The organism is Novispirillum itersonii subsp. itersonii ATCC 12639 (genome assembly GCF_000381985.1).
In the GTDB taxonomy this organism is placed as follows: domain Bacteria; phylum Pseudomonadota; class Alphaproteobacteria; order Rhodospirillales; family Rhodospirillaceae; genus Novispirillum; species Novispirillum itersonii.
Genome location: NZ_KB907337.1, coordinates 643,268 through 657,378, shown reverse-complemented (window position 1 = coordinate 657,378; position 14,111 = coordinate 643,268). Strand labels below are relative to the sequence as shown.

General features: G+C 64.8%; 15 protein-coding genes. 8 read left to right on the top strand and 7 right to left on the bottom strand.

Translation table 11 applies throughout. The features are described 5' to 3' along the window. Positions 1 to 83 precede the first annotated feature (83 nt). The 3 genes from G365_RS20065 to G365_RS0103030 all read left to right on the top strand — a co-directional run bounded on the left by G365_RS20065 (position 84) and on the right by G365_RS0103030 (position 2,363). Positions 84 to 776, top strand: a complete 693-nt coding sequence (locus G365_RS20065) for a GntR family transcriptional regulator (RefSeq protein WP_245554683.1) — start codon at positions 84 to 86, stop codon at positions 774 to 776. Next, positions 671 to 952, top strand: coding sequence for an FCD domain-containing protein (locus G365_RS24535; RefSeq protein WP_407635434.1), 282 nt, complete (start codon positions 671 to 673; stop codon positions 950 to 952). Before G365_RS20065 ends, G365_RS24535 begins: the two co-directional genes overlap by 106 nt. Positions 953 to 1,070: 118 nt before the next feature. Beyond that, positions 1,071 to 2,363 (top strand): hemolysin family protein, encoded by a 1,293-nt coding sequence (locus G365_RS0103030; RefSeq protein ID WP_043741096.1) that lies wholly within the window; start codon positions 1,071 to 1,073, stop codon positions 2,361 to 2,363. 94 nt (positions 2,364 to 2,457) lie between these two features. Here G365_RS0103030 and G365_RS20060 read toward each other — a convergent pair whose 3' ends face one another. The 3 genes from G365_RS20060 to G365_RS0103015 all read right to left on the bottom strand — a co-directional run bounded on the left by G365_RS20060 (position 2,458) and on the right by G365_RS0103015 (position 7,511). Continuing rightward, positions 2,458 to 5,868 (bottom strand): autotransporter family protein, encoded by a 3,411-nt coding sequence (locus G365_RS20060; RefSeq protein WP_019644028.1) that lies wholly within the window; start codon positions 5,866 to 5,868, stop codon positions 2,458 to 2,460. Positions 5,869 to 6,192: 324 nt separating this feature from the next. Further along, a complete protein-coding gene (locus G365_RS0103020) occupies positions 6,193 to 6,495 on the bottom strand; it encodes a putative quinol monooxygenase (protein ID WP_019644027.1) in 303 nt (100 codons plus the stop codon). Positions 6,496 to 6,497: 2 nt separating this feature from the next. Further along, the gene (locus G365_RS0103015; RefSeq protein ID WP_019644026.1) at positions 6,498 to 7,511 is read right to left on the bottom strand and encodes a zinc-binding alcohol dehydrogenase family protein; all 1,014 of its coding nucleotides are present in this window, start codon (positions 7,509 to 7,511) and stop codon (positions 6,498 to 6,500) included. A gap of 127 nt (positions 7,512 to 7,638) precedes the next feature. Here G365_RS0103015 and G365_RS0103010 point away from each other — a divergent pair, with 127 nt between their 5' ends. Next, the gene (locus G365_RS0103010) at positions 7,639 to 8,013 is read left to right on the top strand and encodes a winged helix-turn-helix transcriptional regulator (protein ID WP_019644025.1); all 375 of its coding nucleotides are present in this window, start codon (positions 7,639 to 7,641) and stop codon (positions 8,011 to 8,013) included. Positions 8,014 to 8,115: 102 nt separating this feature from the next. On the opposite strand, the gene hemA is transcribed toward G365_RS0103010, so the two are convergent. Continuing rightward, positions 8,116 to 9,339, bottom strand: a complete 1,224-nt coding sequence (hemA, locus tag G365_RS0103005) for a 5-aminolevulinate synthase (RefSeq protein ID WP_019644024.1) — start codon at positions 9,337 to 9,339, stop codon at positions 8,116 to 8,118. A gap of 453 nt (positions 9,340 to 9,792) precedes the next feature. Further along, positions 9,793 to 10,191 carry a hypothetical protein gene (locus tag G365_RS0103000; RefSeq protein ID WP_019644023.1) on the bottom strand — a complete coding sequence of 133 codons (399 nt, stop codon included), beginning with the start codon at positions 10,189 to 10,191 and terminating at the stop codon, positions 9,793 to 9,795. A gap of 426 nt (positions 10,192 to 10,617) precedes the next feature. On the opposite strand from G365_RS0103000, the gene G365_RS22625 reads away from it, so the two are divergent. The 3 genes from G365_RS22625 (at position 10,618) to G365_RS20040 (ending at position 12,764) form a co-directional block, all read left to right on the top strand. Beyond that, positions 10,618 to 11,328 (top strand): gamma-glutamylcyclotransferase family protein, encoded by a 711-nt coding sequence (locus tag G365_RS22625; protein WP_019644022.1) that lies wholly within the window; start codon positions 10,618 to 10,620, stop codon positions 11,326 to 11,328. A gap of 120 nt (positions 11,329 to 11,448) precedes the next feature. After that, positions 11,449 to 12,015 (top strand): GNAT family N-acetyltransferase, encoded by a 567-nt coding sequence (locus G365_RS0102990; RefSeq protein WP_019644021.1) that lies wholly within the window; start codon positions 11,449 to 11,451, stop codon positions 12,013 to 12,015. Positions 12,016 to 12,110: 95 nt separating this feature from the next. Further along, positions 12,111 to 12,764 (top strand): CHAP domain-containing protein, encoded by a 654-nt coding sequence (locus tag G365_RS20040; RefSeq protein WP_019644020.1) that lies wholly within the window; start codon positions 12,111 to 12,113, stop codon positions 12,762 to 12,764. Positions 12,765 to 12,945: 181 nt separating this feature from the next. On the opposite strand, the gene G365_RS20035 is transcribed toward G365_RS20040, so the two are convergent. After that, positions 12,946 to 13,317 (bottom strand): hypothetical protein, encoded by a 372-nt coding sequence (locus G365_RS20035; protein ID WP_019644019.1) that lies wholly within the window; start codon positions 13,315 to 13,317, stop codon positions 12,946 to 12,948. Positions 13,318 to 13,331: 14 nt separating this feature from the next. Between G365_RS20035 and G365_RS24440 the strand changes: the two genes are divergently transcribed. Continuing rightward, a complete protein-coding gene (locus G365_RS24440) occupies positions 13,332 to 13,460 on the top strand; it encodes a hypothetical protein (protein WP_281163835.1) in 129 nt (42 codons plus the stop codon). A 196-nt stretch (positions 13,461 to 13,656) separates the two neighbouring features. Here G365_RS24440 and G365_RS0102975 read toward each other — a convergent pair whose 3' ends face one another. Continuing rightward, positions 13,657 to 14,088, bottom strand: coding sequence for a hypothetical protein (locus G365_RS0102975; RefSeq protein ID WP_019644018.1), 432 nt, complete (start codon positions 14,086 to 14,088; stop codon positions 13,657 to 13,659). Positions 14,089 to 14,111 lie beyond the last annotated feature (23 nt).

The following is a 14,111-nucleotide window of genomic DNA, read 5'->3' as shown; positions in this document are numbered from 1 at the left end:
CTTAAAGACCGCCGTAAATGCTGTTGCCGAAGCCTTCCCCCCACCGTAAACTGGGGGCTTAGTGTCGTTGGTGGGTAACTGGTATGACCTATGATCGCGTGAAGCAGCCGAAGCTGTCGGACAACATCGTGCGGCAGCTGGAAGAGCAGATTCTGGCCGGAATCCTGATTCCGGGCGAACGGCTGCCGCCGGAGCGGGATCTGGCCGCCCAGCTTGATGTCTCCCGCCCGTCGCTGCGCGAAGCCCTGCAGAAGCTGGAAACCAAGGGCCTGCTGGAAACCCGGCAGGGCGGCGGCACCTATGTCGCTGATTTTGTCGCCTCGACCTTCACCGATCCGCTGACCGAGATCCTGCGGTCAAACCCCGCTGCCGCCGCTGACTTTGTCGAGCTGCGGCGGGTGCTGGAAGGCAGCGCCGCCTACTGGGCCGCCCTGCGTGCCACCGATGAGGACCGCGAGCTGCTGACCGCCTGCTTCGAGGCGATGGAAGCCGCCCACCAGCGCGGCGATAAGGAAGTGGAGGCGGAGATCGACACCGACTTCCACATCGCCATTGCCGAGGCGGCGCATAATCTGGTGCTGCTGCACATCATGCACGGTCTGGTGCGGGTGCTGCGCGAAGGGGTGTTTTACAACCGCCTGCAACTGTACAACCGGCAGGGGCGCGGGATATCCTGCTGCGCCAGCACCGCGCCGTCTATGACGCGATCATTGCCGGAGATCCGGAAGCCGCCCGGCAGGCCGCCCGCGACCATATGTCTTATGTGCAGGACGTGATGCGCGAACTGCAGCGGGAAGAAACCCGCAAGACCGTCTCCCGCCGCCGTCTGGAACGCTACCTCGCCCAGCGGGAAGAGCGCCTGTCCGGCGTCGCCCGCCGCCGCGCCCCGCGCCGTAAACCGCTGGAGGCCAATGAGTCTCAGGCCGATGCCGGGGATCTGGAAAACGGCTGAGACCCGGCCATTTCGCGAAATCGTGTTAATGTCATGGTTCTGGTCTTTGCGTTGGGGCATGCAGGCCTTATAACTGTGAGTATCTTTCGCAACCGGGACAGGAGCCCCCACCCGCGCCATGTCAATGGCCTTCGAGATCGCCGTCATTGCCTTTCTGGTACTGCTCAACGGCTGGTTCGCCCTTTCTGAAATGGCAATCGTATCCGCCCGCAAGGCGCGGTTGATACCAAGGATCAACGAAGGCAGCAAAGGGGCGGAAATCGCCCTGCGTCTGTCGGAAAATCCGGGAAAATTCCTGTCTTCCGTGCAGATTGGCATCACGCTGGTCGGCATTCTGGCCGGTACCTATTCCGGCGCGACCCTGACGGACCCGCTGGCTGACTGGCTGAACGGCTATCCGCTGTTCGCCCCGGTCAGCGCCCCGCTGGCGATGGTGATTTCTGTCGGGGCGATCACCTATGCCTCGCTGATCATCGGCGAGCTGGTGCCCAAGCGCCTTGCCCTGTCAAACCCCGAACGTCTGGCGATTCTGGTTGCCCCGCCGATGGCGCTGATCGCCCGTCTGGCCTCGCCGCTGGTGTGGCTGCTCGAGGCCTCGACCCATGGTGTGCTGCGTCTGCTGGGTGCCCATGACCAGCGTGAGGACGAGGTGACGGAAGAGGAAATCAAGGCCCTTGTCGCCGCAGGCACCGAAAACGGGGTGCTGAAGCCGGAGGAGCAGGAGCTGATTTCCGGCGTCATCCGCTTTGGCGACCGCAAAATCAAGGCGATCATGACCCCCCGGTCGGATGTGGAGCTGATCGACCTGACGTGGGACCGCGAGCGGATGCTGCGGACCATGCGCAACAGCCTGCATTCCCGCCTGCCGGTGTGTGAAGGCGGGCCGGATAATTTTGTCGGCGTGATTCAGAGCCGTGACCTGCTGAATGCCTATCTCGACGGGCAGGACTTTGATATTGCCGCAAGTCTGCGCAGCGTGCCGGTGGTGCATGACAATTCCCCGGCGCTGGTGGTGCTGGACATGATCAAGCAGTCGCCGATCCACATGGCGATTGTCGCCGATGAATATGGCGGCATGGAAGGGATTGTCACCGCCTCTGATATTCTGTCCTCGATTGTCGGGGCGCTGTCGGAACATGGCGAGGACTATGGCGTTGATCCGGTCCAGCGTGAGGACGGGTCGTGGCTGCTGGATGGCGATACCCCGGTTGATCTGGCGGCGGAACGCACCGGCTGCGCCGCCATTGCGCTGGATACCCGCACCTACAGCACCATTGCCGGGTTTGTGCTGGCCCGGGCGGCTAAAATTCCTGAGACCGGCGATGTCTTCGTCTGGGATGGCTGGCGCTTTGAGGTGGTGGATATGGATGGCCGCCGCATCGACAAGCTGATGGTCAGCAAGGCTGAATAAGACCCCCGCTGACCGCAGGCTGAGGGTAAAGAAACAGGCCGCTGCCGGGAATGGGCAGCGGCCTGTTATTGTTTCTGCCGGTGGGGCAGGGGGATCAGAAGCGGTACCGCAGCCCGGTCTCCACGGTGTGGGCGGTGGTGTTGCCGGTCGGCATGATGGCTTCATAGCTGACGGTGGCGGACAGGCTTTCGGTCAGGTCAAAGCCGAAGGCGGTGCCCAGCGTCAGCTCCCCGCGTGACGGGGCGGTGCCGTTCTGGCTGAAGCTGCCGCCGCCGACTTCAAAGCGGCTGGGGGTTCTGCTGGCGACTTCGTGGGTATAGGCCAGATCCAGCGACGAGTTCACCCCGATGCCGGCAATGTCAATCACCCCGCCCAGCGCCAGCCCGACCTGCGGACGGATGCTGTTGCTGTTGCGCTCATGCACCGACAGATTGTTGGCCAGCGTGCCGTGTTCGGTGAAGTCACCTTCCAGCAGGCGGGTGTAGCCGACCCCGGCGCGCGGGGTCAGGATCAGGCCGGAAACGCCGTCGATGCCGGGGTCGGGCAGGTCGAACTGACGGCGGATCTGGGCCCCGGTGTTGAATTCATGGGCGGTGTTCTTGCCGGTTGCGGTTTCGCCGGTGGCGGCAATCTTCCGCTCGCTGTCGATCTTGTGCCAGCCGTACCCGACGGAGAAATCAACCACGGTGTTCTGAAGCAGGCTGTCGGTGTCGCGGGGGTTGGCCAGCGCGTAAGAGCCGTAAATCATGGTGCGCGGGCTGTCGGTCTTGACCTCGCTGCCGCCGGTTTCTTCGGTCAGGGACTGGGTATAGCCCCCGGCCAGACCAAGGGTCAGGCGGTCGTTGACCGGCCCGTCGAGGCCGACCAGCCCGCCAAGGGTGCGGCTGTCAAAGCCGGGGGCGGTGCCTGTGCCGTCAACGGTGGCGGTGCGGCCGATGCCTCTGGCCCAGACGCCGTACTGGCCGTTGGTCTGCGGGTTGGCCTCAAACATTTCAACCAGTGCCGCCACCGGGCCGGTTTCGTCCAGTCCGGTGCTTTCGCTCATGCCGAAGGCCCCGGCGGACAGGCCGCGCATCAGGCCGCTTCCGGCCAGATTGCCGGTCAGATTGCTCTTCCGCTGTGACTGGCCGGTCTGGTCCGTGCCGCCGTTTCCACCGCTGCCAACGGTTCCGCCGGACCGCCCGCCGGAGCTGACACCCCCGGCCACCCCGGCGGTTCCGGCCCCGACGCCGCTGACACGGCCGAAGGTGGCGGCCTGCGCCGCCCGGCTGCTGTTCATCACCGTGGTCTGGGCCCCGCTGAACACCGTGTCGTTCTTGGGGGCGACCGTGACGGTGCCGCCGGTCTGACCGCCACTGACCGTACCAAGCTGGAGGAAGACGTTGGAGCTGGTGTATTCCACCTTCGAGCCGAGAGAGGCAGCATCAAAGCCGCCGTTGCCGGTGTGGGTGACGGTGTCGAAGGTACCCGAGACGGTGCCCCCCTGTATCAGGGTATAGGACTTGTTGGATTGATAAACGCCGGGGGCATAGGCCACCTGCAGGGCCCCCGCCAGTTGGGCGGTGCCGGTGACGGTCATCTTTCCGGCAGCGGTCGGGGTCACCTGCACCACCATTTTTCCGGCGGCTGACTGCGTATAGGTGCCGGTGATGCCGAGAACGCCGCTGTCGAGGGTGACGGTCTTGATGCTGCCCGCGCCATTGTCGATGTCGCCGTTGATGGTCCACAGGCTGGCCCCGCGCTTGGTCAGGCCCTGAAAGCCCTGATAGTCGGCCAGCCCGGTGCCGCCGAGGGTACCGTCGGTATCTCCGGCCAGTTCCAGATCGACGGTGGAGCCGCTTTTGACCTCGGCCCCGCCGGTGATCACCGACCCGGATTCAAGGATCAGCTTGCCGGTTGATCCGCTGTTAAAGACGACCGCTCTGGCGGTGGTGCCGTCGCTGTTCTGGCCGCCGGTCAGGGTGCCGCTGTTGGTGATGGTCATGTTCTTGCCGGTGATCGCAGACCCCCCGGCATAAACAGTTGTCGTGTTCAGCGAGCTGTGATCGGCAGAGGCATCCCCGCCCTTGATGGTGCCCCGGTTAACCACCGTCATGCTGCTGTCGGCGGCAACGGGGGTGAAGGTTACGCCCTGACCGCCGGTGTTGCCGGTGCTTTTGGTGCCCGAGGCAAGAGAGGACCCGCCGATAATTTCCGCGCCGTTGCTGTTGGTGATCTCGGCGGTGGCCGTCAGCAGACGGATGCCATCGCCGCCGCTGCCATTGCCGCCGCCATTTCCGGCTGCCCCGGAATCCTGCGGGGTGACCTTGTTGCCACCGGCGCCGCCGCTGCCGCCGCTGCCGCCAACGATCCGGCTCTGGTTCTGCACGGTGACGCGCTCTGACGCGACCGCTGAGACCCCGGCCCCGCCGTTGCCGGCATTGCCGCCATTCTTGGCGGTTTCACCTGCCATCTTTGCGTCTTTTGAGGGGGCACCGCTGCCGCCGGCGCCGCCGGTGATTTCCCCGGCCCGGTTGGTGATGCTGAGTAATCTGGAGGAGGTCACCAACACCGCGCTGCCACCGTTCCCGCCGTTAGCCCCCTGCACCGATCCCGGTACGGCGAGGGAGCTCGTGCCGGGATTGGCAAACCCCCCGTTGCCGCCGCTGATATAGCCGGAGTTGTCGATGCTGAGGTTCAGGTCAGCATGGCTGCCGCCGACCCCGGCCCCGCCGTTTCCGCCGCGTGAGTTGGTCTGAAAGGCCTGCGCGGAATAGCCGTTTGTTCCGGTGGTCCCGCCGGTGCCGCCAGAGATGTTGCCGTCCGCCGTCAGGGTGATCGCTACCCTCCCGGCATTGACGGCGTGGACGGCATCACCGGCGTTGCCGCCACTGCCCCCGGCGGCATTCGCGTTGCTGCGGCCCCCCATACCCCCGCTGCCCCCGGCCCATTCGTGGCCGATTTCGAGGGTCGCGGAGCCATCAATGATCAGGCCGTGGGCCCCGGCCCCGCCGCCACCGCCTGCGCCGTAGCTGTTGGAGTCGACCCAGTCAACCCGGCTGTTGCCGCCATTGCCGCCGCTGCCACCGATAATGGAAGTGCTGCTGACCTGGGGGACGGTGGCATCTTTGAGGATGGCCCCGGCACTGCCCGCGCCGCCACCGCCGCCACTGCCGTTGGTGTTGAGGGGCACATCCGTCCCCGCACGTCCTTGCGAGCCCCAGCCCGCGCCATTGGGCAGGACTGACGCCCGGCTTGCGCGGATCGCACCGTTCCCCCCGGCCGTATCGGACGCTGTCCCGGCCCCGGGAGTTTCCTGACCGGTTGTGGGGTCATAGCTGTAAGACCCGCCAGTGCCACCGGCCTGGAAGGAGGATTCCCCGCCACTGCCCCCGGAGACAGTGCTGGCGCAGGTCCCGGTCGCCGGGAACAGGGTCAGGGCTGACAGTGCCAGCGCGCTGGTGGACAGGGCCCGGCCGATGAACAGTCGGTACGGTGGTACGGTCGGGCGTATTTTCGATGACATAACCAATCCCCCTGCGCCCCCGTACTGGGGCGGCTGTTGTGAACCGGCCCCCGCCGCGGCTGCTGTCGGCAACAGGCCGCGCATCTGGTCGAACAGTGTGTCAGGGGGGCAAGATACCGCTGCCCCGGCTGGGCGGCGGTCTTTTGCGGGGATAGTTAAAATGTCGTATAGCGGAAGACAATCAACGGGATGTGATGGGTTGTGACGCCCTGTGACGCTTTATGGCACCAAGTGTCAAAAAATGTCAGAAACTGTCGAACTCTCTCTCAATATGACGGGCCGCCCCTCCGCACAGGGGGAGGGGCGGCACCGGATTAAGCGTAATCAGTCACTGATCCGGCTTAACGGTGTCAGATGCACGGCACCGGCCAGAAGGTGATCGGCCTGTGTCAGAAAGGCCTGAAAATGCGGGCTGCTTTTGTGGGCCTCAAAATCCGCCGGGCTGGCAAAGGCTTCCCGCATGATGAAGGTGCCGGGGCTGTCGGCCTGCTCAAACAGCACGTAATCAAGGCAGCCGGGTTCCTGCCGGGTCGGGCCGATCAGGCCGAGCAGGGCGGCCCGCAGGCCGTCCCTTTGCCCCGGTGCCGCTGTCAGGGTGGCGAGGAAAATCACCGCGGACGGGATCATGATCAAAACCCCGTCAGCACGATTTTGCCCTTGGCTTTGCCGGATTCCAGAAGGGCATGGGCCCGCTTCAGGTTTTCGGCGGTGATGGTGCCGAAAGAGTCGCTCAGGGTGGTGCGCACCGCGCCGCTGTCGACCAGACGGCTGACGTCTTCCAGCAGGTCGTGCTGACGCACCATATCCGGGGTGCTGAACAGGCTGCGGGTGAACATCAGTTCCCAGTGCAGCGAGATGCTTTTGCGCTTCAGCGGCAGGGCATTCAGCACCGCCGGGTCGTCGATCAGGCCAAAACGGCCCTGCGGGGCGATCAGCTCGACAATCTGGTCGAAGTGGTCATCGGTGTTGGTGGTGGAAAACACAAAGCCGGGCTGCCCCAGCCCCAGCGCCGCCACCTGCGGGGCCAGCGGCTGGCTGTGATCCAGCACATGATGGGCGCCAAGATCCTTCACCCACGCCTGTGTTTCCGGGCGCGAGGCGGTGGCGATCACGGTCAGGTCGGTCAGGGCGCGGGCCAGCTGAATGGCGACCGAGCCGACCCCCCCGGCCCCGCCGATGATCAGAATGGCGTTGGCCGCCCCCGGCACCGGGCGGGCGACATCCAGCCGGTCAAACAGCATTTCCCACGCGGTGATCGCCGTCAGGGGCAGGGCAGCGGCGGCGGTGAAGTCAAGGCTCTTCGGCTTATGGCCGACAAGGCGTTCATCGACGGCATGCAGTTCGGCATTGGTGCCGGGGCGGTTGATGGCCCCGGCATAGAACACTTCATCACCGGGCTGGAAGCGGGTGACATCCGGCCCCACGGCTTCCACCACTCCGGCGGCGTCCCAGCCCAGCACTTTCCAGCCCCCGGCATCGGCAGAGGCAGAGCGGCGGACCTTGGTATCCACCGGGTTGACCGAGACCGCCTTCACCCGCACCACAAGGTCATGGCCGGTGGCAGTGGGGGCGGGCAGGTCAACATCGGTCAGGCCGGTGGTGTCGGTGATGGCGTGGGCGGTCTGATAGGCAATGGCGCGCATGGCGGTTTCTCCTGTGGCGGCCCCGGCTCAGTCCGGGGCGGATTGCGTGCCACCAAGATGCGCGTTATCATCACATCTGAAAAGTACGCACATTTATCGCCTATAGTGTCAAAAAGGATACTATCAGATGGGCCGCACCCGCCATGACCGCCTTGACTGCAGCCCCGGCTGCGCCGTGGAGGCGACGCTGACCCTGATTGACGGCAAATGGAAAGGGGTGATCCTGTTCCATCTGCTGGACGGGACCCTGCGCTTTAACGAAATCCGCCGCAAACTGCCCAGTGTCACCCAACGCATGCTGACCCATCAGCTGCGGGAGATGGAGGCCGACGGCCTGATCTCCCGCACCGTGTTTCCGCAGGTTCCGCCCCGGGTCGATTATGCGCTGACGGAGCGGGGGCGCAGCCTTCAGCCGGTGCTGATGGCCCTGAAGCAGTGGGGCGATGCCAATGCCGACCTGTTCCCGCAGATGCAGCCGCCGGAAGCCTGCGATGTGGCCTGACGGCGGCTGATGCCCAGACAAAAGGCCGGTCCCGCCGTGACGGGAACCGGCCTTTTCTGATCCGGTTTAACCCTGATCCGGTTTAACAGGAAAATCGGCGGCTTACTCAGCGGCCAGTACGTCCCGCTTCAGGCCCAGCGTCGCCCACACATCGACCAGCGCGGTACACAGGTGGTCGATATCGGCGTCGGTGTGCAGCGGGGTGGCGGTAAAGCGCAGGCGCTCCGTCCCCTTCGGCACGGTGGGGTAGTTGATCGGCTGTACATAGATATCGTGCTTTTCCAGCAGCAGGTCGCTGGCCTGTTTGCACAGGGCAGCATCGCCGACCAGCAGCGGAACGATATGGCTGACCGACGGCATGGCGGGCAGACCCAGTGCCTTCATCCGTGCTTTCAGGGTGGCGGCACGCTCCTGATGGCGGATCCGCAGGTCGTTATGCTGACGCAGATAGCGGACCGAGGCACAGGCCCCGGCGGCAACGGTCGGCGGCATCGAGGTGGTGAAGATGAACCCGGCCCCGAAGCTGCGGATGAAATCGACCACCGAATGTTTGGCGGCAATGTACCCGCCGACCACGCCGATGGCCTTGCCCATGGTGCCCTGAATGATATCAACCCGGTCAGCGACGCCGTCACGTTCGGCAACGCCGGACCCGCTTTCGCCGTACATGCCGACGGCATGCACTTCATCCAGATAGGTCATGGCGTTGTGGTGTTCGGCCACTTCGATGATCTTTTCCAGCGGGGCGATGTCGCCATCCATGGAATAGACACTCTCGAAGATCACCAGCTTGGGGGTTTCGCGGTCATACTGTGACAGCTGGCGGTGCAGGTCGTCGTAATCGTTATGCTTCCACACATGGCGCGGGGCGCGGGAATGGCGGATGCCCTCGATCATCGAGTTGTGGTTGAGCGCGTCGGAAAACAGCACCATCCCCGGTACTTTGGCACCCAGCGTCATCAGTGCGGTCATGTTGGCGACATAGCCGGAGGAAAACAGCAGGGCGGCATCTTTGTTGTGCCACGAGGCCAGTTCCTGCTCCAGCAGCACATGGTAATGGTTGGTGCCGGAGATATTGCGGGTGCCGCCCGCGCCGCCGCCGCAACGGTCAATCGCTTCCTTCATCGACGAGATGACGGTGTCAGACACCCCCATGCCGAGATAGTCGTTGCTGCACCAGATGGTGATGTCGTGGACCTTGCCGTCCCGGTGATTGCGGGCCCGGGGGAAGGAGTCGACATAGCGTTCCAGATCGGCAAAAACCCGGTAATTGCCGCCGGTGTGCAATTCGTCCAGACTCGATTGGAAGAACTGATCGTAGTTCATGCCTGTATACCCTCCGGTAAGCGTGGCCTTCTGCGGCCTGATCCTATGGCATTTTCCGCCCCGGCCAGATGCCGGGGGGTAAGTGGTGCCGGGCAATCCCTTTCCGTTGCCCTTCAGATGGCCCGGTCTTGCGGGCCGGTTCTGCGGGCGGGGCAGGGATGACAGGCTGTGACGGGGCCGGAGACGGCAGTTTCCCGGTGCCGACGGCAGACCAGCCATCATACTCCGGGGCGGGGCCGTTGCCATGCTCCCGCCGCAGCGGGATCTTTCGTAACGGCAGCTTCCTGAACAAGGGCTGACTGCGGGTGTGGATATTAGGGTGTCCCCCTACCCCTGTCCAGTTACCGGCGCGGCCCGGCTGCCGCTTTTCCTGCATTGCTGCCCTGCCCCTGCCGCAGGGGACGGCGTGAGGGCATAAAAAAACCCGCCGCCCGGCAGGTCTGGAGTGAAATATTAAGAATAATGCATAAGGCGGGGCGGTGCCCGCGCCCCCAGCGGCAGCGGGGATGCCATCTCCGCCACATCCTGGAGGGGAGGGAGCGCCCTGTCAGCAGCCCGGGGAAGGAGCCGGGGCAGGGGAGCGGAAAGGATATCCGGCGCGGCGGACAGGGTGTTGACCGCCGCAAAGGCACAAGGGGGATCAATGGAGGATGACGTGCCATCCATGCCGGGGTGCGCCAGCGACGTGACACCGCCAGGAGTACAGATGACCAGCGACAGCGGGGAACCGTCGGGGGCCGTCTGCGGCATGTAGCCGGGCGCAAACACAACCCGCACGAACGCCGCCAGCAGGGCCAGCGCAAACAGCGCGGCCCGTCGGTTTGACACCGGATGATGGCGGGTGGCAGTCATACGGACTTTAAAACTCCCCTTGGACTGTACGGGTATACCGTTTTCCGCCCCGTTTGTCGAGGGCAGGCAGGCGGGAAGGGCGGCCCGGCGGGTTTTTTGCCGGTGCGCAGACTTTTTGTCTTGCCTGTGGCCGGGCAAAGGCCTTATGCCATATGAAGATGTTTCAGACAGTCCCGCCCCGGATCTTACCGGGTGCCGGACTCACCCGGCCCGGGTGCGTGGGAGAAAAGGAGGGCACGCTATGTCAGTCGCCACTTCTTCCCGCCGTGCGCTCCGGTCCCTGCGACGACGCTTCCTGTTCCGCTGACACAGGGGGGTGTGCCCGCCTGCTTCCCTGTCCCGCGATGCGGACGGGGCCATGATGCCGAGACACGAACATCCGCACAGGCAGACAGCCGGTGCGCAGCAGCAGGAAAAACCGGGCTGATGCCGACGCTCCTTCCGCCGGACCCCCTTTCGACCGCAGCTCTCCACGCCGCCAACGATGACGCCACCGCACCGGTGACGCTGCCGCTGTTTGTGTTCGGCAGCCTGATGGATGCTGACATTCTGGCGCGGGTGCTGGGGCGGCGGCGGGCGGCGGCCGTGGTGCGGTGCCCGGCGTGGCTGTCGGGATACCGGCGGCAGTGCGCGCGGGAAGACGTGTTCCCGATTTTGGTCCCCGATACCCACACGGTCGCCGCCGATGAGGCCATTGCCCATCCGCCGGTGGAAGGGCGCCTGCTGCTGGGCCTGACTGCCGGGGATCTGGACCGGATTGAATATTATGAAGGGGCGGGCTATGTGCTGCGGCCCCTGACGGTCGAAATTCCGCTGACCGCCGGACAGACTGAAACCCCAGAGACGGAGGCCGGGCCCGGGGCCTGCCCCGGCGAAGGCCGGGCGGAGGCGCGACGACGAACCGGCGCGCAGGTGTTTCTGTCCACCGGCCTGTTTTCCGACAGTGGTGTGGCGTGGGACATCGGTCACTGGCAGCAGACCCAGAAGCGGTATGCCCTGCTGTTGACCGACGCCCTGATGCAGCACTACGGCGTCACGCCAAAGGAAGACATGGAAGGCCCGGTGTGGGCAGCCATCGAAGCGCGCTGCCGCGATCTTCTGGCTGAAGAAGACGCGGTGTTTCTTTCCGCCCGGTAAGGCTGGCCGCTGCCATCCTGCCCGCCGCCCGCCGCCGCCCGCCCGCTGCCCCCGGCCCTTCTGTGCCCCGCCGGGCCCGGCCCTGCTGTCCCGCCCTGTTCCGGGACCGATGAGAGACCGATGACGACCTTTACCATTTCTTCCAATCCGCCGTCTGACCAGACCCCCGCCATCACCCCGCCGCCGGGGCTGGTGATCCTGCCGGAGGAGCCGCGTCACGCCGCGATCATTGAAGCCCTGAATGATGAGGCCTTTGGCCCTGACCGGCAGAAAAAAACCGTCTACCGCTTCCGTGACGGGGTCTCGCACCTGCCGGAGCTGGCGCTGGTTGCCGAGGATGAGACCGGCGAATTCCGGGGGACCCTGCGGTTCTGGCCGGTGCAGATCGGCGGGACACCGGCGCTGCTGCTGGGGCCGCTGACGGTGGTCGGCGGGCTGCGCAAGACCGGGGTCGGCACCCGCCTGATGTGGGCCGGGCTGGAACGGGCCAGAGAGCTGGGGCACCGCATCGTGATTCTGGTGGGGGATGAGCCCTATTACAGCCGCTTCGGCTTCCGGCGTGACCTTGCGGTGCCGCTGGCATTGCCCGGGCCGGTTGATCTGGCCCGGTTTCTGGCGCTGGAACTGGTGCCCGGGGCGATGGATGGCCTGAGTGGCATGGTCGAAAAATGCTCCGGCGGGTTGTAATTCGTCAAAATTGGGGGATTTCCGGGTTGAAATCCCCCTGCACCTTGCATTACCTTGTTGCGACCTTAGAAGTTGGCGCATAGGGGAAACTTCGCATGACTCTGATGACCAGCCGTTTTCTGACCCGTGGCCTCCGGGCCTTGGTTGTGATTGCTGGCCTGTCCTGTGGCCTTTCGGTTGTGTCTTCAGGCACGGCGGAAGCAGCGGCAGGGTGGAGCTGCGTACCGTATGCCCGCTCGATCTCCACCGTTGATCTGCGCGGGGATGCCTGGCGCTGGTGGGATAACGCCAGCGGCGTGTATTCCAAGGGGCAGTCGCCGAAGGCCGGTTCGGTCCTCGTCTTCAAGAAAACCCGTCAGATGAGCCGTGGCCACGTTGCCGTGGTGCGTGAGGTTGTCAGCAGCCGCAAGATCATCATTGACCATGCGAACTGGAGCCGTGACGGCAAGGTGGAGCAGAAGGTCGGGGTGATCGACGTCTCGCCGAAAAACGACTGGAGCAAGACCCGCGTGTGGTATGGCCCGGTGTCTGATTACGGCAACACCACCTACGAAACCTATGGCTTCATTTACTCCGGTGGCGGTGACGCCCCGAAGGTTCAGCCGGATGCCAAGCTGTACCGCGCTTCGACCGGTGCGGCTGCGGTGGAAGAAGAAGCCCCGCGCAAAGGCCCCAAGGCCGGTGCCAAGACCAAGCTGTCGGAAAAAAGCCTGACCGACAAGAAGCTGAGCCGTATCAACGCCCGCTAAGGCGGACGGCTCTCTCCTCCCGACAGGTCTGAAACAGTGAAGGCAGAGCCGGATGGTTCTGCCTTTTGTTTTGCGCCGGGTGTGTCAGAGACACAATCCCTGAACGGAAAAGACCGTGCCCGCTGGTCTGCGGGCACGGCCTGTTTCTGGTGTGGGTGTGGGCTGTGATGCGGGCAAGGGGTTACTGCGCCGGGGCGGTCTTGGTGATCTCCTGACCGTGCTTTTTCTTGGCGTCATCCACCCGGTGTTCCGCCGATTTACCTGCCTTCTGCGCCGTGTCCGGCATCGCCTTGGCATCTTTCGCGGTGCCCTTCAGGTCCGTCTGATGGCCCTGAGCTTTGGCCGCAGTATCGCTGGCTTTCTGATCGGCCTTGGTCTGGCCGGTCTGGGCCGCATCCTGCACGGTCTTCTGGACGGCGTCAGCGGCTGCGCCTGCTGCCGTGGTTGCCGCTGCGGCCGGGGCCGCCGGGACAGCCGCCGGGGGAACCTGTGCCATCGCCGCACCGGCCATGACAGAGACAACAGCGGTGGCAAGGGCGGTGCGGGTCAGCATGCGGGTTAAGGGACATGACCGTAAACTCCGGCAGTGTCAGGGGGCGCGGGGTGGCCTGTGGCCGGGATCCGCTGCCCCGGGTGCCCCGGATCGGGGCGGTTGTTCCGGGAGACTTCAGCGAGGAGGCTGCCGTCGTTCCCTGAGATGTATTAAGCCCCGGTACTGTGTCAGGCCTAAGGCGATGTTTGCCGTAATCTCTGCACACTATGGCAGGTCTGTACCGTGGGGGGCAGGTCTGTACCGTGGGGGCAGCCCACGGGGAAAAAACAAACGCCCCGCAGCAGGGCGGGGCGTGTGATCAGCGGTCAGGACGCGGAAAAGAGCCGGTGCGGCAGCGGCTCAGTTCTTTTTGCCAGTCGCTTTTTTGCTGGTATCCATCCGGTGCTCCAGAGAGGTGCCGTACTTCTGGGCTTTTTCCGGGATGGCTTTGACCGCGTCTTTAGCCTTGCCGCCTTTATTCAGGGCCGCATTGACGGCGGCGTCTTTCAGGGTGCTGTCTTTGGTTGCGGCGTCAAGCGCCTTGGTCTTCGCCGTCTGTTTCAGATCGTTGACCGTGGTTGGCGTGCTGTCCTGCCCCAGACCTTTTTTCACGCTGTCTGCCGCTTTGGTGGCCTGATCGATCGTCTGGGTGGCAGAATTGACCTTTTGGGCCGTGCTGTTGATGGTGGAGGTCACACTTTCCACCGTGGCAGCGGTCTGCGCGACCGCCGCCGACAGCGGCAGCAGCGACAGGGCGACGGCAAGGGACAGGCGGGCGGGCAGGCGCAGCATCAAGGGGAAGCTCCGGGGGAGAA

Excerpts from the sequence above, each read along its gene's own strand:
- G365_RS20065 (WP_245554683.1), top strand. The coding sequence starts at position 84 with ATGACCTATGATCGCGTGAAGCAGCCGAAGCTGTCGGACAACATCGTG.
- G365_RS0103030 (WP_043741096.1), top strand. The coding sequence starts at position 1,071 with ATGTCAATGGCCTTCGAGATCGCCGTCATTGCCTTTCTGGTACTGCTC.
- G365_RS0102975 (WP_019644018.1), bottom strand. The coding sequence starts at position 14,088 with ATGCTGCGCCTGCCCGCCCGCCTGTCCCTTGCCGTCGCCCTGTCGCTG.
- G365_RS0103015 (WP_019644026.1), bottom strand. The coding sequence starts at position 7,511 with ATGCGCGCCATTGCCTATCAGACCGCCCACGCCATCACCGACACCACC.
- G365_RS0102990 (WP_019644021.1), top strand. The coding sequence starts at position 11,449 with ATGACGACCTTTACCATTTCTTCCAATCCGCCGTCTGACCAGACCCCC.
- G365_RS0103000 (WP_019644023.1), bottom strand. The coding sequence starts at position 10,191 with ATGACTGCCACCCGCCATCATCCGGTGTCAAACCGACGGGCCGCGCTG.
- G365_RS20060 (WP_019644028.1), bottom strand. The coding sequence starts at position 5,868 with ATGTCATCGAAAATACGCCCGACCGTACCACCGTACCGACTGTTCATC.
- G365_RS20035 (WP_019644019.1), bottom strand. The coding sequence starts at position 13,317 with ATGCTGACCCGCACCGCCCTTGCCACCGCTGTTGTCTCTGTCATGGCC.
- G365_RS24440 (WP_281163835.1), top strand. The coding sequence starts at position 13,332 with ATGACCGTAAACTCCGGCAGTGTCAGGGGGCGCGGGGTGGCCTGTGGC.
- G365_RS20040 (WP_019644020.1), top strand. The coding sequence starts at position 12,111 with ATGACTCTGATGACCAGCCGTTTTCTGACCCGTGGCCTCCGGGCCTTG.
- G365_RS0103020 (WP_019644027.1), bottom strand. The coding sequence starts at position 6,495 with ATGATCCCGTCCGCGGTGATTTTCCTCGCCACCCTGACAGCGGCACCG.
- G365_RS0103010 (WP_019644025.1), top strand. The coding sequence starts at position 7,639 with ATGGGCCGCACCCGCCATGACCGCCTTGACTGCAGCCCCGGCTGCGCC.
- G365_RS22625 (WP_019644022.1), top strand. The coding sequence starts at position 10,618 with ATGCCGACGCTCCTTCCGCCGGACCCCCTTTCGACCGCAGCTCTCCAC.
- hemA (WP_019644024.1), bottom strand. The coding sequence starts at position 9,339 with ATGAACTACGATCAGTTCTTCCAATCGAGTCTGGACGAATTGCACACC.